At 71.4% G+C, this 18,938-nt stretch carries 16 protein-coding genes, 2 pseudogenes and 4 riboswitches; of the genes and pseudogenes, 6 read left to right on the plus strand and 12 right to left on the minus strand.

The features are described from left to right. Nucleotides 1-40: 40 nt before the first annotated feature. Nucleotides 41-176: riboswitch (cobalamin riboswitch) on the minus strand. 372 nt (nt 177-548) lie between these two features. Further along, nucleotides 549-730: riboswitch (cobalamin riboswitch) on the plus strand. A 40-nt stretch (nt 731-770) separates the two neighbouring features. Next, complete coding sequence (locus ACFRCG_RS06195; protein ID WP_380029295.1) at nt 771-1,364, plus strand: cob(I)yrinic acid a,c-diamide adenosyltransferase; 594 nt, start codon at nt 771-773, stop codon at nt 1,362-1,364. A 216-nt stretch (nt 1,365-1,580) separates the two neighbouring features. Here the strand turns inward: ACFRCG_RS06195 and ACFRCG_RS06200 are convergent, their stop codons facing one another. The 8 genes and pseudogenes from ACFRCG_RS06200 to ACFRCG_RS06235 form a co-directional block, all read right to left on the minus strand. Beyond that, the gene (locus ACFRCG_RS06200; protein WP_380029297.1) at nt 1,581-2,480 is read right to left on the minus strand and encodes an ECF transporter S component; all 900 of its coding nucleotides are present in this window, start codon (nt 2,478-2,480) and stop codon (nt 1,581-1,583) included. Then, nucleotides 2,477-4,165 carry an ABC transporter ATP-binding protein gene (locus tag ACFRCG_RS06205; RefSeq protein WP_380029299.1) on the minus strand — a complete coding sequence of 563 codons (1,689 nt, stop codon included), beginning with the start codon at nt 4,163-4,165 and terminating at the stop codon, nt 2,477-2,479. Before ACFRCG_RS06205 ends, ACFRCG_RS06200 begins: the two co-directional genes overlap by 4 nt. After that, nucleotides 4,162-5,394, minus strand: coding sequence for a CbiQ family ECF transporter T component (locus ACFRCG_RS06210; RefSeq protein ID WP_380029301.1), 1,233 nt, complete (start codon nt 5,392-5,394; stop codon nt 4,162-4,164). The genes ACFRCG_RS06205 and ACFRCG_RS06210 overlap by 4 nt, the downstream gene beginning before the upstream one ends. Next, on the minus strand, nt 5,391-6,395 hold the full coding sequence (locus ACFRCG_RS06215; protein WP_380029303.1) for a hypothetical protein: 1,005 nt from the start codon (nt 6,393-6,395) through the stop codon (nt 5,391-5,393). The genes ACFRCG_RS06210 and ACFRCG_RS06215 overlap by 4 nt, the downstream gene beginning before the upstream one ends. 32 nt (nt 6,396-6,427) lie before the next feature. Further along, nucleotides 6,428-7,924, minus strand: coding sequence for a prenyltransferase/squalene oxidase repeat-containing protein (locus tag ACFRCG_RS06220; protein ID WP_380029305.1), 1,497 nt, complete (start codon nt 7,922-7,924; stop codon nt 6,428-6,430). Nucleotides 7,925-8,047: 123 nt separating this feature from the next. Further along, a riboswitch (cobalamin riboswitch) is annotated at nt 8,048-8,122 on the minus strand. Between the two features lie 310 nt (nt 8,123-8,432). Beyond that, nucleotides 8,433-8,765: pseudogene (locus ACFRCG_RS06225) on the minus strand (5-methyltetrahydropteroyltriglutamate--homocysteine S-methyltransferase); the annotation flags it as partial. A gap of 149 nt (nt 8,766-8,914) precedes the next feature. Further along, nucleotides 8,915-9,448, minus strand: a complete 534-nt coding sequence (locus ACFRCG_RS06230) for a flagellar hook-length control protein FliK (RefSeq protein WP_380029307.1) — start codon at nt 9,446-9,448, stop codon at nt 8,915-8,917. Nucleotides 9,449-9,629: 181 nt separating this feature from the next. Next, nucleotides 9,630-9,704, minus strand: a riboswitch (cobalamin riboswitch). A gap of 249 nt (nt 9,705-9,953) precedes the next feature. Beyond that, a complete protein-coding gene (locus ACFRCG_RS06235) occupies nt 9,954-10,904 on the minus strand; it encodes an NADP-dependent oxidoreductase (RefSeq protein WP_380029310.1) in 951 nt (316 codons plus the stop codon). A gap of 82 nt (nt 10,905-10,986) precedes the next feature. Here ACFRCG_RS06235 and ACFRCG_RS06240 point away from each other — a divergent pair, with 82 nt between their 5' ends. Together ACFRCG_RS06240 and ACFRCG_RS06245 are read left to right on the plus strand one after the other, a co-directional pair. Continuing rightward, entirely contained in the window at nt 10,987-11,559 is a 573-nt protein-coding gene (locus ACFRCG_RS06240) for a TetR/AcrR family transcriptional regulator (protein ID WP_380029312.1), read from the plus strand. Nucleotides 11,560-11,907: 348 nt separating this feature from the next. After that, nucleotides 11,908-12,525 (plus strand): hypothetical protein, encoded by a 618-nt coding sequence (locus ACFRCG_RS06245; protein WP_380029315.1) that lies wholly within the window; start codon nt 11,908-11,910, stop codon nt 12,523-12,525. 239 nt (nt 12,526-12,764) lie between these two features. Here ACFRCG_RS06245 and ACFRCG_RS06250 read toward each other — a convergent pair whose 3' ends face one another. Beyond that, nucleotides 12,765-13,946: a low temperature requirement protein A gene (locus tag ACFRCG_RS06250; protein ID WP_380029318.1), complete on the minus strand. Its 1,182-nt coding sequence runs from the start codon at nt 13,944-13,946 to the stop codon at nt 12,765-12,767. 164 nt (nt 13,947-14,110) lie between these two features. After that, nucleotides 14,111-14,569, minus strand: coding sequence for a MarR family winged helix-turn-helix transcriptional regulator (locus ACFRCG_RS06255; protein WP_380029320.1), 459 nt, complete (start codon nt 14,567-14,569; stop codon nt 14,111-14,113). 594 nt (nt 14,570-15,163) lie between these two features. On the opposite strand from ACFRCG_RS06255, the gene ACFRCG_RS06260 reads away from it, so the two are divergent. Continuing rightward, the gene (locus ACFRCG_RS06260; protein ID WP_380029323.1) at nt 15,164-16,174 is read left to right on the plus strand and encodes an aldo/keto reductase; all 1,011 of its coding nucleotides are present in this window, start codon (nt 15,164-15,166) and stop codon (nt 16,172-16,174) included. A gap of 61 nt (nt 16,175-16,235) precedes the next feature. Continuing rightward, entirely contained in the window at nt 16,236-16,658 is a 423-nt protein-coding gene (locus ACFRCG_RS06265) for an SRPBCC family protein (RefSeq protein WP_380029325.1), read from the plus strand. Nucleotides 16,659-16,838: 180 nt separating this feature from the next. On the opposite strand, the pseudogene ACFRCG_RS06270 reads toward ACFRCG_RS06265, so the two are convergent. Together ACFRCG_RS06270 and ACFRCG_RS06275 are read right to left on the minus strand one after the other, a co-directional pair. Then, nucleotides 16,839-17,150 (minus strand): annotated as a pseudogene (locus tag ACFRCG_RS06270) (helicase associated domain-containing protein); the annotation flags it as partial. Between the two features lie 330 nt (nt 17,151-17,480). Then, nucleotides 17,481-18,200: an SDR family NAD(P)-dependent oxidoreductase gene (locus ACFRCG_RS06275; protein ID WP_380029328.1), complete on the minus strand. Its 720-nt coding sequence runs from the start codon at nt 18,198-18,200 to the stop codon at nt 17,481-17,483. 68 nt (nt 18,201-18,268) lie between these two features. On the opposite strand from ACFRCG_RS06275, the gene ACFRCG_RS06280 reads away from it, so the two are divergent. Continuing rightward, entirely contained in the window at nt 18,269-18,841 is a 573-nt protein-coding gene (locus tag ACFRCG_RS06280; protein WP_380029330.1) for a MarR family winged helix-turn-helix transcriptional regulator, read from the plus strand. The last annotated feature ends 97 nt before the right edge of the window (nt 18,842-18,938 follow it).

Genomic DNA, 18,938 nt, shown 5'->3' on the forward strand with positions numbered 1-18,938 from the left:
GGGTCACTGGGGCTCCGTCCCGCGGACCACGACGGGGATGGGAGACGAACACTCCGACGGCGGGCATTCGGGCTCGCCGTCGGGAGGGACGGACCACCGCTGCGGGTCAGCGCCGGATTCACACCGGACTTCCCCCGTCGCCGGAGCTACTGCGGGTCATCGGACAACGCGATCGAGGCGGTGACGACGCCCGGAATCGGTGCGTCGACTGCTCAGGCCTGCAATCGTCCCGCACTCTACGGATCGCTCACTCAGGACGGAACTCTCTTTCCGGCCAACAAGATCTTCGTTGCACGCAGGACGGATCCACGGTCGGCGCGGCGGTGGACCGCCGAGCGGCGCGAGTTTCCGGGCGACTTCCTCGATGTGGCGTATGGCCGCCAGGCGCCACCCGGCCTCACGGTCGAGTGGTGGGGTGGTGGGGGTGGACTGCGAACCGCTCGTCGGCAAAGGGGATCCATGCCACGACGCCCCGCCCCGGTCGAGCAGGAGTGCGGTGCCCCGTGGCAGGGGGTCCCGGGTCGTGTCTGGTGCTTGCGAGGGCCGCGTGTCATGCTGTGGCCTGCTGTGCGACGGCGAAACCGAGGAAACCGGTGTGACTCCGGTGCGGTCCCGCCACTGTGATCGGGGAGCGACTCCCGTCAAGGCCACGGCTCCGCTTCGGAGTTGGAAGGCCGGGGGAAGTGTTGATCCGAGAGCCAGGAGACTCACGTCGTCGCCACCTCGACACAACCGGGGCGGATTTCCCCGAGAGAGGCCGGTGGTTCGCCATGTCTGTGGTGCTGAGCCGTATCTACACTCGCACGGGTGACGCGGGTACGACCGCGTTGGGCGACAACTCCCGTGTCCGTAAGACCGATCCTCGGATCGTCGCCTATGCCGATACCGACGAGACCAACGCCGCCATCGGTGTGGCGCTGGCACTGGGTTGCCTGGACGTGGAGCTGCGGAACGTCCTGGAAGGCGTCCAGCACGACCTGTTCGACGTGGGCGCGGACCTGTGCGCTCCGATTCGCGACGGAGACGAACGCCTGCGGGTCCGGGACGAGGACGTATCCCGCCTCGAGCGTCTGTGCGACACGTTCAACGAACGGCTGGAACCCTTGCGGTCGTTCGTAGTGCCGGGCGGTACGCCCGGTGCGGCGCTCCTGCACACGGCGCGGACGGCCGCCCGCCGGGCGGAACGCTCGGCGTGGGCGCTGGTCGACACGGATACGGAGTTGTCCGGCGGGGAGGCGGCGACGGTGAACCCGGTGTGCGTCCGCTATCTGAATCGTTTGTCGGACCTGCTGTTCATTCTCGCGCGGTTGGCCAACGACGGAGGGCGCGGCGACGTGCTGTGGAGTCCCGGCCGCAACCGCTGACATCGCGCCTCCACCGTTTCGCCGGCGAATATCGCACCGGCTCTCGGCAGGTGCGGCGGCACGAAGGACTCGTTCGGGAGATTTCCCGAATTGCTTTCCCGGACTCGCCACCCGGCCGCCACCGCGGCCGGGTGGCCGGAAACGCCGCGCACCCGCCGGGGCCGATTCGTCCCCGATGAGCCGTTCGCAGACGCCGGCGCCGCATACGGAACGCCGCTATGGAGCGAGCTTCGTCGGCTCGGCGGTGGTCGCGGGTCCGACCTGCGCAAGGCCGTTGTCGGGCGGGGCGGGTTCGAACACGATCGGTGCCTCGAAGGCGGCCTTGCGGGACGCGCGGCGCAGGGCGGCCAACACCGCCGGGCCGACGAGGACGATCGCGACGCAGTTGGTGATCGCCCGGCCGGTGTCCCAACCGAAGGTCGAGGTGAGGACGGTGAAGACGAAGAAGCGGCGCAGGTTGTCGAGGATGCCGTCGCCGGGGACGAACGCGGGGCCGACCATGGATTCGGAGTCGGCGAGGAACGGCCAGAACCACATGTTCATGAGGAAGCCGAACACGTAGGCGGCGAAGACGCCGTAGCAGGCGAGCATGACGATCTCGCGCCGCCCACGCACCCGTCGGGGCAACAGCCCCGCGCCGAGACCGACCCAGGCCGAGGCGAGCATCTGGAACGGCAGCCAGGGTCCGACTCCGGCGGTGAGCAAGGCGGATGCGAACAGTGAGGTGCAGCCGAGTACGAAGCCGAACCCGGGCCCGAACACCCGCCCGGCCAGCACCAGCATGAAGAACACCGTCTCGATCCCCGCCGTTCCGGCACCCAGCGGGCGCAGTGCCGCGTTGATCGCGGAGAGCACGCCGAGCATGGCCAGCGCCTTGGAGTCCAGTCCACCGCTGGTGAGTTCGGCGAGAACCACGGCGACCACGAACGGCAGCGTGACGGCGAAGATCAGCGGCGCGTCCCCGGAGTGCGCGGCCGATTCGGGGGACGGAGAGGCGAACAGCGGCCACAGGAACATGGCCAGGCCCGCGACGGAGGCGATGATGAGTACGATCGCGGTTCGCGGGGTGATGCGAATCGCACTGGTGCGTTGGCGTGTGTCGGTGACGGTCGTCATCCGGTGGGCTCGCCTTCTGCGGCGGATGCGCGAACGTCGGGTGCAACCGACAGGTCGGAGTGCGTGCGGGCGACGCCGGTATCCGCAAGAGCGTTGCCGACGTCGGTGACCGTCAGCCACTCGGCGGGGGCGAGGATCTTGGCCACCTGCGGGGCGAACGCCGGAGAGGACACCACGACCTCGGTGGTGGGGCCGTCGGCCACGATGTCGCCCTCGGCCATCACCACCACCCGGTCGGCGACCTGCGCGACGAACTCGACGTCGTGCGTGGCCAGGACGATCGCCCTCCCGGCGTCCGCGAGTTCGCGCACCACTCGGACGAACCGCCGCTTGGCGTGGTAGTCGAGGCCGCGGGTGGGCTCGTCGAGCAGCACCACGCGTGGTGCCGCCACGAGTTGGATCGCCAGGACCAGTGCGAGGCGTTGCCCCTCGGAGACGTCGCGCGGATGCAGGGCGCCGTCGATACCCGGCGCGATGCGATCCAGCAGGGCCCGACACGCACCGGCCTCGGCGCCGGACTCCCGGTCCGCCTCGGCGCATTCGGCGTCGACCGTCTCCAGGTAGAGCAGGTCACCGGGGGTCTGCGGGACGAGGCCGACCAATGCGCGGGCACGTTGGGGCGCGGCCTTTCCGGGGTCCTCGCCCGCGACGTCCACGGTGCCGCCCTGGCGCGGCCCGGATCCCTGCAACGCCCACAGCAGCGAGGACTTGCCGGAACCGTTGCGGCCCATCAGAGCCGTGACCTGCCCGGCCGGCAACTCCAAGTCGAGGCCCCGGACGGCGATCACGTCGCCATGGCGCACGACGATCCGCCGTGCGCTCAGCAGCGGATCGGCCGTTGGGTCGACCGGGCGCGGCGCCGGAGGTGTGCGACCGGCGAGGCGTTCGCGCAGCGGCGCGGCCAGGCGACGGGCGTCGCGCACCGACAGCGGCAGCGGCGACCACCCGGCGAGTCGGCCGAGTTCGACGACGGGCGGGGCGATGTCGCAGGCCTCCAAGATCTCGGCCGGCGGGCCGTCACGCACGGTGCGGTCGCCGGGCAGGTGCACGAGTCGGTCGGCGTACTGCACGACCCGCTCCATCCGGTGCTCGGCGACGATCGCGGTGATCCCGAGGTCGTGTACGAGCCGGGTGATTGCCGCGAGCACGTCCTCGGCGGCGGTCGGGTCGAGTGCCGAGGTGGGTTCGTCGAGCACCAGCACCCGCGGGTGCGCCGTCAACACCGAACCGATCGCCACCCGCTGCTGCTGGCCGCCGGAGAGGGTGCGCAAGGCCCGGTGCCGCAGTTCGGCGATCCCGAGCAGGTCGAGGGTCTCCTCCACCCGCTTGCGCATGACCGCCGACGGGATGGCCAACTGCTCCATTCCGTAGGCGAGTTCCTCCTCGACTGTGTCGGTGACGAAGCCCGCGAGCGGATCCTGGCCGACCACGCCCACCAGGTGCGCGTACTCGCGCGGCGGTTGCGACCGGGTCTCGATCCCGTCGACGCGCACACTGCCGCGCAGCGTACCGCCGGTGAAGTGCGGGACCAGGCCGTTGATCGCTCCCAAAAGGGTCGACTTCCCCGCCCCGGTGCGGCCGATCACCAGACACAACTCCCCTTCGGGAATCGTGAGTTGCACATCTCGCAGGGCCGGCGCCGGGGCGTCGGCGTAGGTGATGGTGACGTCGCGGAATTCGATCACCGGACGGACTTCTCCCTGATGGTGGTGCCGGTATCGGTGGTCGGGCCCGTGCCCGGCGCAACCGCCGACGGGTCGGACCCGGTGTCACCGACGCGCGGTGCGGTAGGTGGGGGTGGCGGCGCCAGCCACGCGGGCAGTACACCCACCAACAGCGCGAGGACCGGCAGCGGGGCCAACTCGGGCCAGGCGAGCGGACTGAGCGACGGATACAGGTTGCCGGCGTCGATGCGGCTGGTCAGGTAGAGCAACGCGCCGGTGCCCAGACCGCAGGCGGCGACCGCGAATTCGGCGAACCGCCAGCGGTCCGGCAGGTAGACGCTGCGGTTGACGCGCCGTCCGGTGAGGACGAAGCCGATACCGGCGACGACGAGACCCCCGGGCAGCATCGTGGCGCCCAGATAGCGCGGTGTGCTGCCGTCGAGGAGCGCGTACACGCCGACACAGACCCCGATCAGCCCGGTCAGGGTCAACACTCCGGTGAGCAGCCGGATCGAGCGCGGCAGATGCCGATTGCGACCGTATCCGCGCGAGTCCATTGCCGCGGCCAGCGCGAGCGAACGATCCAGCGCGTCCTGCAACACCGGGATCGCGATCGACCGCAGTGCCCGCATGCCCTTCTGCGCACCGCCGCGCAACCGGCGGGCCCGGCGCACCCGATGCACACTCTCGATCAACTGCGGCGCCACCGACAGCGCGACCACCACGGCCGCGCCCACCTCGTACAGCGCGGCCGGCACCGCCTTGAGCATGCGCTTGGGACTGGCCAGGGCGTTGGCCGCGCCCAGACATACGATCATCGTGGCCAGCCGCAGTCCGTCATAGAACCCGCCCAGGACGTGTTCGAGCGCGACCGGTCCGAAGAGGTGGATCCCCGCCGCCCACGCCGGCAACGGAATCTCCGGCAGATCGACGAGCACATGCCCGCTCGCCGCCCCCGCGCCGAACACGACCCGGAACAACACGCGCATCACGACGATGAACAACCCGAGGAACAGGTACATCCGGAAGGCCAGAGCCCAGGGTGCGTCGCTGCGCCGGTTGGCGACCACGTATCCGGCCACGGCCAGGATCAGCGCGAGCAGCAGCGGGTTGGTGGTGCGGCTCGCCGCAGTGGCCAAGCCCAGGGCCCACAACCACCACGCGCCGGGATGCACCGTACGGGGCAGCCGGCCGCCGCCGCGGCGGAACGCGACCGCGGTCGGCGCCGGTTTCGGGTGGGGCACGTTCATCCCGATCCGTCGGCGCGGGTCCGGCGGCGCCACGCGGTGAACCCGGCCGCCGCGCAGATCGCCACGAGCAGGGCGATCCCGACGATGGTCGTCGTCGGGATCCCGTCCCGCTTCTTCGTCGCCAACTCCTCGCCGCCGGTCCAGGTCTGGCCCTGGGGCGTGACGCCGGAGGGTTGCACCGACGGCCCGGCCGATCCCGGCCCGGCCGCCGCCGACTCGGTCGGCGCGGCGGTGGGCAGCTCACTCGCCGGAGCGGCCGGCGGCGGCTCGGCCTCCATCGGGTTGCCGGAGACACCGGGCCCCGGGGCGAGCGGATCGGTGCCCGAGGTGGCGGTCCCGTTCGCCCCGTTCGAGCCGGACCCGGTCGACGCGTTGCCACCACCGGCTCCCTTCGATGTGCCCCCCGAGGCCGCCGACGTCGTGCCGTTGCCGGAGTTGCCTCCGTTGCCGGCCGGCGGTTGCGGGTTGTTCGTCCTGGGCGGTGGATCCTGGGTGGCGGGCGCCGTCGGGCGCACCGGTGCCACGCGCGGCGGCGGGTTGGTGGTCTCGGTCCTGTTCTTGGAGAACGACCACCCCTCGAAGCTGCCGGCAGGGGGCTTGCGGTTCATCACGCCCCACTGGCTGTACGTCCACGAACCGCCGTTGGGGGAGTGCCAGTACGACCAGTAGGCGGAGGCCGGCGGCGTGTCGATGCAGGCTTCGGAGTTGGCGCCGGGCTTGCCCTCGATCCGGCAGACGAAGGATTCGCCCCAGCGGGCCACGCCGGCGATCTCGATGCCGGCGTTTTTGAGCGCGGCGTGGCCGGTGGCCTGATCGCCCCGCGCGCAGCGCACGATGGTCGTGCCGCCCAATTCCTGGAAGTCGATCACGACCGTCACGCCGTTGCCGTCCGGGCAGTAGCCGGGGGAGCCCTTCGACGTGTCGACCGCGTATGCGGTCGGCGCGGCGGCGGTGACCTGGGCGACGGCGGGCAGCGCGAGCAGGACCAGGGCAGTGGCCATGCGGGCCATGCGGCCGCTTCGTCCGAGGCGCCTCACGTGTGCTTGCCGTTCTTGCGGCGTGCGCCGGCGCGGACGGCGAACCCGGTGCCGACCAGGCCGACCGCGAGCAGCACCAGGCCGCCGATCTCCGCGCCGGTACGGGCGAGGCTTCCGCCGCCACCCCCGTTCCCGGTGCCGCCGGAGGTGCTTCCGCCGCCCGATCCCGAGCTGCTCGTGCCGGCCTGGGTCGTGTTCGTCGCGGATGCGGTGATCGAGGCGCTCGCGGTCCGGCCGAGCGACGTGGTGGGCGTCGCCGACGTCGAGGCGGACGGACTCTCGGACTCGGTGTGGGTCGCCGAGCCGGTGGGCGCGGGAGTGTGGGAGCCGGTCGGCGCGGGGGTGCTTGTAGCGGTTCCCGTCGGTTCGGTCGGTGCCTTGCCCAGGTCGCCGAGGGGGACGCCCGCGAGCACGAGCAGGGCCTGCGGGGTCGCGCGGCGCCATTGGTCGCGCTGGAAGTCGGGGATGCCCTCCGCCCGCGCCGAGGTCAGCGTCTCCTCGTTGTAGGCGATCGTGCCGACGTCCTTGGTCGCGGCACCGGCGTTGTCGGCGGTGATCTGGTGCTGGGCCACCCACGCGGCGGCCCTGTCCGCCTCGGCCGAGTGGCCGGCCGCGCGCAGGGCCTGCCCGGCCAGGCCCGTGCTGTTGGTGTTCGAGGCCTCGGTGGGACCCGAGCCGCCGAACGAACCGTCGGCGCGCTGCTTGGACTTCAGCCAGTCCGCACCCTTCTTCGCCGCGGCCGCCGCGCCGGCCGACCTGCTTTCGGCCGCTGCGGAGAGCAGCGCCTGTACGGCCATCCCGGTGGAGTCCGGGTCCAACACCGTGGTCGGGGTGTCCTGGCAGGTCGCCCCGGTACTCCCCAACTGCCCGGGGAACAACCGGAATCCACCGCTCGGGCACTGCTGCTTGACCAGGAAGTCCACCGCGGCCTGCGGCACTCCGCCACTGCGGGCCAGGCCCAGCACGGCGAGCGACTGCCCGAAGGCGTTGCTCGAGTCCGGGCTGCCGGTGAGCTTGTCCCGGATCCGACCCGCGTCGTCGCCCGCGTCCGCGCCCGCGATCAGATCGAGTGTTTCCGCGCGCATGTCCAGCCCACCGAAAGAGGTCGGCGTGCGACCGGCGGCCACCGACGCGAACAACACCTTCGCGGTCGCCCCCGCGATCCGCGAGCCGGGCATGCCCCACTCCTCGGCGCTGTTGTACTTGCGGATGTTCGCGGCCACCGCGTCCGCCGCCGCGCCCAGCGCGGCAGGCTGCGAACGGGTGGCGGCCAGCGCCATCATGGTGTCGATGGTCAGGCCCCAGTCCGCACCGGAGAACCCGGGTATACCCCCGTCCACCAGCTCCCCGGCCTGCCACTTCGCCGCCGCCGCGGCCTGTGCGGCATACGGGTTCGCGGCATCGGCCGACGCGGAGAAGACGGGGGAGGCCGCGACCAGGATCGCTCCGCAGACCGCGACGGCGCCGGTCTTTCTCACAGTGAGCCAGGACATCGGTGGGACCCTTCCGAGACCAACGCGTCCCGGGGCTCGCCGACGACACGACGCCGGTCGGGCGATCCGGGCCTCAGCGTGTAGTCCACGACAGCTGGAGCCGGCAAAATTCGTACGTACCCAGGTATTCCGACTCGCGGCGGCCTTACGGCCACCGCCTACGGTTGCGGGTCAGCGCCGGATTTCGACCGGCTTCCCCTGGGTTTCGAACCATGAAGTTTTGATGCCGATACGACTCGGCGTGCGGAGCATACGGAATATTCCGACCGTCGGACAACAGGACGAGTGCGGAATCCCTCGTGCCGTTCGTCACGATAGTGGACGTCAGCCAACGGGAAGGCGGGTCGCAGGTTCGGCGGCCGAGTACTGGTTCGTGGTGCATCGCCGAACCGCCCACGGCCGGGCGGTGGTACCGACCGACCCACCACCCACCCGATGCTCAACGACGTCGCGGGCACCCTTGCGATGCCGGGCCACGACCAAGACGCCGCCACCAGCGCGGGGAGTGGATGTGGGGGTGGATCCGGGTGTCCGCGCGCACGCCGGACGTGCTCAGCCGGAACGCCTCGGTGGCCCAGTCCAGGTACGAGGCGTGGTCCACGGCCCGCAGCGGCAGCGTCTCGCGCAGCACCGGCTCGTCCACCTGGATCACCGAACTCCCGGTCGCTTCAGCATCGTTCACCTCGCTTCGCAGGGCGAGCACGACCTGTCGGGCGGTGTCCCCGAGCTCTCCGCGCGCTGCGACAGCGCACGGGCAGTGGCAGGTCTTCGGATTCGCGGGCACATCCACCGGGGGCGGACACCTACCGGCCGTCGCTTCCCGGACCCGACTCGGGCCCACTGCTGTTCACCGATCCGCCGTGCGCGACCGCTGCCGCGTTCGTGCCGAGAGGAGTACCCCGTGGGGGCACCTCGCGGAACGAACGCGGCAGCGGGCACGTCGAGTTCGCCCCCGGTGTGTCCGGTGTGTCCGGCGGGATCGGGCCGACGCTATGGGCGCGTCGGGGCCACGCGCGGGGGCGGATTGGTGGTGTCCGTCTTGTCCTTGGAGAACGACCAGCCCTCGAAGCTGCCCAGCGGGGGTTTGCGGGCGCTCGCGCCCCACGAGCTGTAGGTCCAGGTGCCGTTGTTCGGCGCGTGCCAGTAGGACCAATACGCGGACGCCGGAGGGGTGTTGACGCACGGTTCGGTGTCGACGCCCGGCTTGCCCTCGATCCGGCAGATGAACGCCTCCCCCCAGCGGTTGGTGCCCTGGATCTGGAAGCCCGCGTTCTTGAGTGCGGCGAGCCCGGTGGCCTGGTCGCCGGGCGCGCAGCGGGTGAGCGTCGCCCCGCCGAGTTCCTGGAAGTCGACGATCACGGTCACCCCGTCGGCGTTGGGGCAGACGCCGGCGGAGCCCTTGGTGGGGTCGATGGCGTAGGCGGCCGGGGCATTCACGGTGATCTGGGCGGTGGCGGGCAGCACGAGCAGCACGAGCGCCCCGATCAACCGACCTGTTCGAGCCTTGTTGCCACGAATCTTCACGTGCGGATTCCCTTCGTGCGACGGGCGTCGGCACGAGCGGCGGGTTCGATGCCGACCGGGCCGAGCGGTGATCCTCCGGGAACTGCCCCGGGTATCCCGCCGACGAGACATCGCCGGACGTGAAGTCCGGGCTTCAGCGTGCAGTCCACGGCGGCTGGAGCCTTCTACTCGTACGAATCCAGGCATTCCGACTCGCGGCGGCCTCACGGCCACCGCCTACGGTTGCGGGTCAGCGCCGGATTTCGACCGGCTTCCCCTGGATTGCGAACTGTGCGGTTGTCACCGCCCCGAAAAGGGTCGGCCTGCGGAGCGTACGAGATGCCGTGTCCGTCGGACAACGGTCCGTGCGATGGCCCCGCGATGTCGTTCGTCACCTTCGCGAATGCTCAACGGTTGTGCGCACGACGTCGGTTCCGCTCACGCCGGCCGCTTGGCGCTTGGACACGGAGGGGCCTGGCCCCGCTCCTCGTCGAGGTGGTCTCGCTTTGCCGGGCCGGCAGGGCGATCACAGGACGAGCATGAGCTTGCCGCCGGGTCGGCGGGACCGGCTGAGCTCGGCCGCTTCCCGGATCCTGTCGAGCGTGTAGGTATGGGCGACCGGTACGACCAGGACGCCTTCGCCGGCGAGCCGGGCGAACTCGTCCATCCGGTCGTAGCGGATCTCGGTGGTGATCCGGACACCCAGCTCGGCCGCGGCGGCGAAGTCCGAGAGGGTGAGGACACGGTCGGGATCCCCGGTCAGCTCGATCAGGGTCGGCAGCGAGCCGCCGGCCGGGCTGGGCCGGTCGGCGCGGTCTATCCGGCCCCCGGTCGGCGACGTGTCCAGAGCGCGGTCGACGGGGCCTGCGGCCAGTGCACCGACGCGTTCGGCCATGCCCTCGCCGTAGGCGGTCACCCGGGCGCCGATCCCTTCCAAGGCCGCGGCCCGAGTCGGCCCGGCGGTGGCGATCACCCGAATACCCCGGTGCAGGGCGAGGCGCACCGCCGCCTCACCCACGGTGGTACCCGCGCCGTGGACGAGCAGCAGCTCACCCGGCCGGACGCCGAGGTCGTCGAGCGCGCGCCACGCCGTCTCGGCCGCCATCGGCAGCGCGGCGGCCTGCTCGTCGGTGACACCTTCGGGGATGCGTGCCCAGGCCGGCATCAGCGCGTACTCGGCGGCGCCGGCCGTCGGGCCGTGGAACGTGGCCGGGCCGAACACGCGGTCCCCGATCCGGACACCGGTCACGCCCTTGCCGAGCGCGTCGACGGTGCCCGCGACCTCCAAGCCGAGCCCGCGCGGCAGCGGCGGCAGATGGTCGGCGAGGAGACCGTCGACCACGTGCCAGTCGGCCGGTGTCAGCCCGCACGCCCGCACGGCGATCCGGATCTGACCGGGACCCGGCTCCGGCTGTGGAACGTCGCGGAGCACGATCACGTCCGGGGAACCGAACCGGTCGAATTGAAGAGCCCTCATGACGATCTCCCAAGTGATAACAGCATCTGTTGTCATCAACATATCAGCCGACAACAGCTTCTGTTGTCGTAACCTGGTGGGCATGCCGAGATGGGAATCCGACGCACAGGGCCGGCTGGAGCGCGCGGCGCTCGAGCTGTTCGAGACGCAGGGCTTCGAGCGCACCACGGTCGCGCAGATCGCGGAAGCCGCCGGGCTGAAGGAGCGCTCCTTCTACCGCTACTTCCCCGACAAACGGGAAGTCCTCTTCGCCGGCAACGAACTCGAAACCCACCTCGTCGCCCGGTTCGAGGAAACCGACCCCGACCTCCCGCCGATCGAGGCGCTGCTGACCGCGCTGAGAACCGCCGAGGAGACCTTTCGCCCGCGCGAGTTGCTGCTGCGCCGCGTCAGAGTGATCGCCGCCAATCCGGCACTGGCCGAGCGCGATCTGATCAAGCTCGCCGACATCGCCGACGCGCTGGCGCGGGCGCTGGAGCGCCGCGGCGTCGAGCCCGGCAAGGCACGCTTCGTCATCGACGTGGTGCTGGCGATCCACCGGCGCGCCACGGCTCGCTGGCTGACCGACCCGGACGCCTCCCTCTCCCGGCTCATCACCCAGGCCGCCGACGAGCTGCGCGAGGCGGTCACGCCGCCGGCTCCGACGGCCCGCTGAATCCGCCCAGCACCCCGAAGCCGGCCGCAACGGACACGAAGGTGTCCCGTCCCCGGTCGGCCGACCGGGCTGTGACGCTCATGTCGCGGTCACCTCCGAACAACCGTTGCCCCAAGTGGAGTTGGGCATTCAACGTCGTTCGCATGGAGGACGTCGGAGGGTTCCGGGGGCTGGTATGGCCGGAGGTCGAGGACCTGGTGGTGGACGGGGCCGGGTCGTCGGTGCCGCGATGCGGGTCGACACGCACCGCGGGCGCCCGACGGCGCGTTGCCCCGGGCGTGAGTGTGAGGTCGACAGGGTGCACGACGCCTACACGCGACGGCTTGCGGATCGGCCGCTCGGCGGCCGGTGTGTGTCCGTCCCGCCCCCGCCCGCGACCGGCCGGCGCTGCCCCGGCACGAGCGCGCCGCCCGCCAACTCGCGGTCACCGACGTCCTGGTGCTCACCTCGCCCGGGGCCGCAGTCCGCCTCGGCGGCCTGGTCAACGACCACCGGCTGATCGACCCGCGCGGCGCGCTGGTGTTCGCCTGCCTGTTGCACGTGTCCGGCCGGGACGAGGGGGCGATGTTCTGGTGGCGGTTCGCCGCCGGCGCAGGCAGCCACCATGCCGCGTGGTGCCTGTACCTGAAACACCGCAGCCGCGGCGAGGCCCGCGACGCCGACTACTGGCTCGACCAGGCCCGGGTGCTGTCCGCCCTCACCCGGGCCACCCCACCCCCGCCGTTCACACCCACCGAGGACGACCGCCCGCTCCTGCCCGCCGACGCCCGCGAGACCATCCGGGCCCAGTGTGAGCGCGGCGACCGACCCCGCCTGCCCCAACGCCTGGAGACGGTGGTGCGCCGGCTGCGCGTCGAGGGCGACGCCGACCACCCGAGCGTCCCTCGACCCTGCCGCAGCCTGCCCGACGCGCTCACCACCGCCCGCCAGGGAACTCCACACCAAGGGCCGCGACTCCGAGAGTGATCGACACCGGAAACCTGCCGTCGACCTGCGTGGCTAACGCATGCGTCACCCACCGCAAGACTCGGGTGACGCCCGCGGAACCCGTTCGAGTGGATCTCACGTACCCCATCGCGGCCGTGGAGAGGTTCCGGTCATGCCCGTCCCGTCCGGGCCGCTGCCGGGTCACCGTTGCCCGATCGGCGTTGCGCGGTGCACGACGTTCGGGCCCGGGCCGTCCGACCGCCGTCCCACCCGATCGTCTAGAAGGCGGGGCCGTCCTCGCGCGCGCCGGGCGTGGTCATGGTCGTGAGTACTCTCCGGTGCACTCGGGTGAGGGTGAGGACGAGCGTGACCAGGATCAGGTCGAGGATCAGCACGGAGGCCAGGGGCGGGAGTCGCACGGCCGCGATGCCGGCGGCGGCGCAGGCGAGGCATGCCAGGAGTCGGGCGCCCCAGGCCTGGCGGGTGGAGGTGTAGTACCACCAGGCCTGGGTGATCACGTAGAGGATGGTGCCGCCGAACAGGAGGAGGCCGAGTTCGGTGTTGCCGTGGCCGGTGGGGTGGTCGATGGCGAGTTCGGCGCCCACCGCGAGGAGGACGAGGCCGGCGAGGGTGGGGTACTGGCCGCTGACGGCGTGGCGGACCGGCAACAGGGTGTCGGCCGTGGTGGCGACGTGTCGGGCCAGGATGTCCTCGCCTCCTCTGAAGTAGCTGGCGCACAGGCACACCACGGCGACGAACATTCCCAGGCCGGTCGTCACCGTCGCGGCGTCGACCGGGGCGGCGGAGATCGCCGTGCCGATGGTCAGGACGGTCTCGCCGAGTTGGAGGATGATGAACAGCCGGATCCGTTCCACCATGTGCTCGGCGTCGAAGACCAGGTCCCGGGAGGACAGGACGTTGCGGGGCAGGGGATGGGCCAGCCAGACGCCGGTCATGTCGACGGCGGCGGCCGCGGCCCACCAGGCGAGGCGTGGCCCGTGGTCCGTGGCCGCCCCGGTCAGCCACAGGGGGACGGAGACGGCGGCCCAGACCGTCACCCGGCGGTAGTGCCGGCGCAGGAGCGGGGTCGGGGCCCATGCCGCGGCCGTGACGTCCACCAGCAGCAGGATGGTCACCAGCGGGAGCGCGAAGGCCCACGGCCGGCCCGTGAAGGCGTGCGGGATCTGGGCGTTCATGAACAGGCCCAGACCCATCACCACCAGTACAAGCCGCCGGGTGCGGGGGCGCTCGACGTCCAGGAAGGTGGCGTCGAAACTGGTCAGGGCCCAGGTGCTCAGGACGGCGATCAGCATCACCGCGGTCTCGGCGGCGCCGCGCCAGGACAGTTCCGCGTGCAGGTGGTGCGCGAGTTGGCCGACGGCGAAGACGAAGACCAGGTCGAAGAACAATTCCAGCGGGGAGACCATGCGGCGCGGACCGGCCGACGGCGCGCCGCTCACGTCGGCACGCCGTTTCGGGCCCCGGGGTGGCTCGGCATAGCCTCACGATCCGGCCGCGCGACGGGATGCGCAATCCGGGCTTTGAGGCGAGTGGAAGGACGGCTTCCCCGATCCGCGTCGATGGCGCGGACCGGGCGGGGGCCGTACGAAGGAGAGTGGGCGGGTCAGCGCGGGGCCTTCACCGCTTCCACGGCCGTGACGAGCGACGCCAGTTCCGGGTTCGTGGCCGCGTCGTCGAGCGCTTCCCGGAGGGCTGCGTCGTTCGTGGGCCGCGCCTGCTCCAGGAGCCCGAGGCCGTTGTCGGTGACGTCGGTGTAGATGCCGCGCCGATCGGTCGGGCACAGGTACCGGGACAGCAGGCCGCGCTCCTCCAGTCGGTTGACCAGGCGGGTGGTCGCGCTCTGGCTGAGTACGACGGCGTCGGCGACCTGTCTCATCTGCAGGTGACCGCCTTCGCCGTCGTGCTGGCGGCTGAGGACGTCGAGCAGCGAGTACTCCCGCACGCTGAGGTCGTGCCGGGACTGCAGGGCGCGCTCGATGTGCGTCTCGATCCTGTCGTGCAGGAGGGACAGGGCCGCCCATCCGTTGGCGAGGGCGGTGAGCGCGGGGTCCGTGGTGGTCATGGGTGGGGCTCCTTCGGGACGCGGCCGACCTCCAGAATACGCCATTCATGCAAATACCGTCTGAAGCCCTCATAAGGCTTGTGCAAGTAAACGGTGTCCCGTCCGGAGTCGGTCGGATCACCGGCGGGGTGCTCGTATCCCATCCGACCCCCGGCCGGGCCGGTACGCCGGCCGGTGAACCGGCGCCCCGCTCCGGGGGACTCGAACGGCCCCGGCCGAGGCGGGCGCCCGACACGCCCGCAGGGCTGCCCCCCTGCCCACGGCGGGTCGCTCCCGGCGTCCACGGGGATCGTCGTCGGCGGCGAGCGAGGTGCTCGTCGTGCGGACGCCCCGGCTTGCGGGCCCACTCGGAGGGCGGTGAGGTTGTCCGAGGGAAGGGTCGTGCTTCGGGCTCGGTGGCCCACCTCGGATCCCCGGCGCGCGACCCGCGCTTGCAATACAAAGCGTCTGCAACTATTGTCTTGGCTTGTAGATAGCTTCTGCATCTATTCGGGTCGCGGACTCCGGCCCCACGGAGGCATCCGCCCCCTCACGCCCCCACCCCATGCCGGGACGCGGTCGCATCCCGGCACCACCGATCGAAAAGGCACCATCATGTCGCTCAAGGAAATCCTTCCCGGCCGTCTCGGCTTCGGCACCGCCCCGCTCGGCAACATGTTCCGCGCGATCCCCGACGAGGAGGCCCGCGCCACCGTCGAGGCCGCCTGGGACCAGGGCGTCCGCTACTACGACACCGCCCCCTTCTACGGCGCCGGCCTCTCCGAGGAGCGCCTGGGCCGGGTCCTGTCCACCAAGCCCCGCGACGAGTACGTCCTGTCGACCAAGGTCGGTCGCGTCATCCTCGACGAGCACGAGACCGCCGCCCCCGACTTCGGCGAGAAGGGCGGCATCTTCGAGCACGGCAACCCCAACAGGATCGTCCACGAGTGGACCGCCGACGCCACCGAACGCTCCATCGAGGGCAGCCTCAAGCGCCTGGGCGTCGACCGACTCGACATCGTCTGGGTCCACGACATCGCCCAGGACTTCCACGGCGACCAGTGGATCGGCAAATTCGAGGAGGCCCGCACCGGCGCCTTCCGCGTCCTGTCCCGCCTGCGCGACGAGGGCGTCATCAAGGCATGGGGCCTGGGCGTCAACAAGACCGAACCCATCGAACTCACCCTCGCCCTCGACGAACCGCAGCCCGACGGCTTCCTCCTCGCCGGCCGCTACACCCTCCTCGACCACGAACACGCCCTCCAGCGCCTGCTGCCCATGGCCCAGGAGCAGGGCGTCGGCATGGTCGTCGGCGGCCCCTACAGCTCCGGCATCCTCGCCGGCGGCGCCCACTTCGAGTACCAGGAAGCCCCGCCGGAGATCATCGAGCGCGTCGGCAGGATCAAGGAACTCACCGCCAAGCACGGCATCGGCATCAAGGCCGCCGCCCTCCAGTTCTCCCTCGCCCACCCCGTCTCAGCCGCCGCCGTCCCCGGCGCCACCAAGCCCAGCCGCATCGCCGAGGACATCGCCGCCCTCGACGAGAAGATCCCGGCCGCGTTCTGGCACGACCTGCGCGCCGCAGGACTCGTCAGCCCCGCCGCCCCCCTCCCCGACGGCGCCTGACCCCACCCCACCCGAACCACCCCGAACCCTTCACCCGACACCACAATCCAGGAGAAACACCATGGCCTCCACCTCCGTCTCCCGCACCGTCCCCGCCTCGCCCGAAAAAGTCTGGAGCCTCATCGGCGGCTTCGACGCCCTGCCCGACTGGCTCCCCTACATCCCCGAGAGCGTCGCCGCCGAGGGCGGCCGGGTACGCCGGCTGAAGAACTCCGACGGCGACGTGATCATCGAACGCCTCGTCGACTTCAACGAGACCGAGCACCAGTACAGCTACGCCATCCTCCAAGCCCCGTTCCCGGTCGACGACGGCTACGTCTCCACCATCCGCGTCCACACCGTCCCCGGCCGCGACGACGTCGCCGAGGTCCAGTGGTCCGGCCGATTCCACCCCAAGGGCGCCACCGACCAGGAAGTCGTCGACCTGTTCACCGGCATCTACGCCGACGGCCTCGACGCCCTCCACAAGACCCTCTCCGCCTGACACACCGGCGCCGGCCACCACGCGGCCCGGGTACGCGGGATGCGTACCCGGGCCGGGCCGTGCGAGGCCGTCACCGGCGGTGTCGGTGTCGCGTGTTACCGGGACAGGCCATGTCGGGTCAGCCGGCGGCGATGTTTCGCGCACATCACAGAGCAGACTCCCCAGCACCACGGCCCACCATCACCTCACCCCACACGCCCACGCCCCGCCCACACCCATTGCTCGTCCCCCGGGCGCAGCCTGCCCCGCCGTCCTCGAACACACCCCGATCCCACGGCCGGCCCACGTCCAGCGCATCCCCGACGCGTCAGTCTCGGCGCTGCGTTCGGCCGAGAGCTTCGCCCGCCTGCTCCTGGTGGCAGTCACCCAAATTCCCAACCTGACGTCCTCGGGCCATCCGTCGAACGCCACCACCGATTCGACGTGTCCGCCCGGCACTTCCAGGTGCCCGACCCGGGCCCGGTACGCCGCCGCCGCACCCACCGCCATCGCCCACGCTCGCTCCCGCGGAGGCCCCCCGGCACGGCCCCGCGTCGACCGTCGCGGGCGGGGTCAGCCCAAGCGCAAGCAGCTGCTCGCGCTTCCGCATCGGCCCCTGCGGGGCCGGGGTTCCTGTGGCGGCCACGATGTTCGCCTTCAGTACGCGGTAGGCGCGGTAATCGGCGGATTCGTGTTCCTCAAGCACCGGGAACCGACGCTCGGCGTGGGGCGCTGCCGCCCGTCCCCACCCACCCGACGCGGGTAACCGACCTCCGCCCGGGTGACCACCGTCGGGCGGGTGGGGACGGTGCCCGCGTGTTCTCCTCTTGTGTCCCGCTCCGGTCAGCGGGTCCCGTGTGCGCCTCCGTTGACGTGCAGCACCTGGCCCGTGATGTGGCGGGCCCCGGGGGAGGCGAGGAAGGCAACCGCGGCGGCGACGTCCGCAGGGCTGCCGGCGCGGCCTGTCGCGGTGGCCGCGACGAGGGCGGTGCGGCGGGCTTCTGGGAGCCGGTCGCGGAAGAACTCCGTGTCGGCGATGTAGCCGGGCGAGACGATGTTCGTGGTGATGCCACGTGGGCCCAGCTCGCGGGCCAGGTCCAGGTTCCAGGCGGCGAGCCCCGCCTTGGCGGCCCCGTAGGAGCCGGCTCCCTGGTCGGCGGCGATCGAGCCGATGTGGACGACCGTGCCGTCGGGGGCGAGCCGGTCGTGCAGCGCTTTCGTGGTCAGTGCGGCACTCACCAGGTTCGCGTCCAGGTTGGCGCGGAAGTCCTGGGCGTACGCGGCCAGGTCCGTGGCTTCATCGGTGTCGAAGTCGGTATTCCCGCCTGCGTTGTTCACGAGGACGTCGATCCGGTCCGGCAGATCGGACAGGAGAGTGTCGAGCGCCCGGGGGTCGGTGTGGTCACACACCAGCGCGCGGACGCCGGACTCCGCCGCAAGTTCCCGGAGCGGACCGGGGCGGCGACCGGTGACGATCACCCTCTCGCCCTGCTCCGCGAAGAGCCGGGCGGTCGCTCGGCCGATGCCCGTTCCGCCGCCGCTGACCATGATGGTGCGTGTCATATGCTGACTCCCGATTCTCCTCTATTGAGATCTAAATTTAGGTCTAAACATACAGGTGGGAGTGGGCCGTGGCAAAGGAACCCCATGCGACGAACGGCGACGGCGGCGCCGGGCGCGATTCCGCGCGGGACATCGCCGCGGCGTGGGAGCGCGAGCGCCCCGGCACTCCGGCCGACTCGATCGGTATCGTCACCCCCGTCTGGCAACTCGCCAAGCTCTTCGGCGACGACCGGCGCAGGGTGCTGGCAACCGCCGGGGTGGACTCCGCGACTCTCGACCTGCTCAGCGTCCTGCGCCGCAGCGGTCCTCCGTACATCCTGAGCACCCGCGAGCTCGGGCGACGCGCCCTGGTCACGGCCGGGGCCATTTCCCAACGGGTGGCCCGCGCCGAACGGGAGGGCCTGGTGACCCGGCATCCCGGCACCGGGCGCCCCCGTACCGTCCAGGTCGCCCTGACCGCGGCCGGGCACGATCTGGTCGAGGCCACCGTGGACCAAGTGCTCCTGCGCGAAGCCGAGTTGATCGGAGGACTCACTCCCGACCAGCGGCAGCAGTTGACGGAACTGCTTCACCTCCTGCTGAAAGACGTGCAGCGGCGCGTCGGCGACGACCGCGTCACCCACGTGGGCGGCGAGGCGTGACAGGCGCCGGCTCATCGGGAAAGGGCACGCGCGTCGTTCCTCCGTGTGGCCGCACCGGTCGGAGCCTGCTCCGAGGCGCGAAAGGAGACGTTCCTCC

Origin of the sequence: Embleya sp. NPDC056575 (assembly GCF_042793325.1) — a bacterium.
Classification (GTDB): Bacteria; Actinomycetota; Actinomycetes; order Streptomycetales; family Streptomycetaceae; genus Embleya.

What these genes read in the sequence shown, in the direction of transcription:
- ACFRCG_RS06195 (WP_380029295.1), top strand. Translation starts at nt 771, where the DNA reads ATGTCTGTGGTGCTGAGCCGTATCTACACTCGCACGGGTGACGCGGGT.
- ACFRCG_RS06200 (WP_380029297.1), bottom strand. Translation starts at nt 2,480, where the DNA reads ATGACGACCGTCACCGACACACGCCAACGCACCAGTGCGATTCGCATC.
- ACFRCG_RS06210 (WP_380029301.1), bottom strand. Translation starts at nt 5,394, where the DNA reads ATGAACGTGCCCCACCCGAAACCGGCGCCGACCGCGGTCGCGTTCCGC.
- ACFRCG_RS06215 (WP_380029303.1), bottom strand. Translation starts at nt 6,395, where the DNA reads ATGGCCACTGCCCTGGTCCTGCTCGCGCTGCCCGCCGTCGCCCAGGTC.
- ACFRCG_RS06220 (WP_380029305.1), bottom strand. Translation starts at nt 7,924, where the DNA reads ATGTCCTGGCTCACTGTGAGAAAGACCGGCGCCGTCGCGGTCTGCGGA.
- ACFRCG_RS06235 (WP_380029310.1), bottom strand. Translation starts at nt 10,904, where the DNA reads ATGAGGGCTCTTCAATTCGACCGGTTCGGTTCCCCGGACGTGATCGTG.
- ACFRCG_RS06240 (WP_380029312.1), top strand. Translation starts at nt 10,987, where the DNA reads ATGCCGAGATGGGAATCCGACGCACAGGGCCGGCTGGAGCGCGCGGCG.
- ACFRCG_RS06255 (WP_380029320.1), bottom strand. Translation starts at nt 14,569, where the DNA reads ATGACCACCACGGACCCCGCGCTCACCGCCCTCGCCAACGGATGGGCG.
- ACFRCG_RS06260 (WP_380029323.1), top strand. Translation starts at nt 15,164, where the DNA reads ATGTCGCTCAAGGAAATCCTTCCCGGCCGTCTCGGCTTCGGCACCGCC.
- ACFRCG_RS06265 (WP_380029325.1), top strand. Translation starts at nt 16,236, where the DNA reads ATGGCCTCCACCTCCGTCTCCCGCACCGTCCCCGCCTCGCCCGAAAAA.
- ACFRCG_RS06275 (WP_380029328.1), bottom strand. Translation starts at nt 18,200, where the DNA reads ATGACACGCACCATCATGGTCAGCGGCGGCGGAACGGGCATCGGCCGA.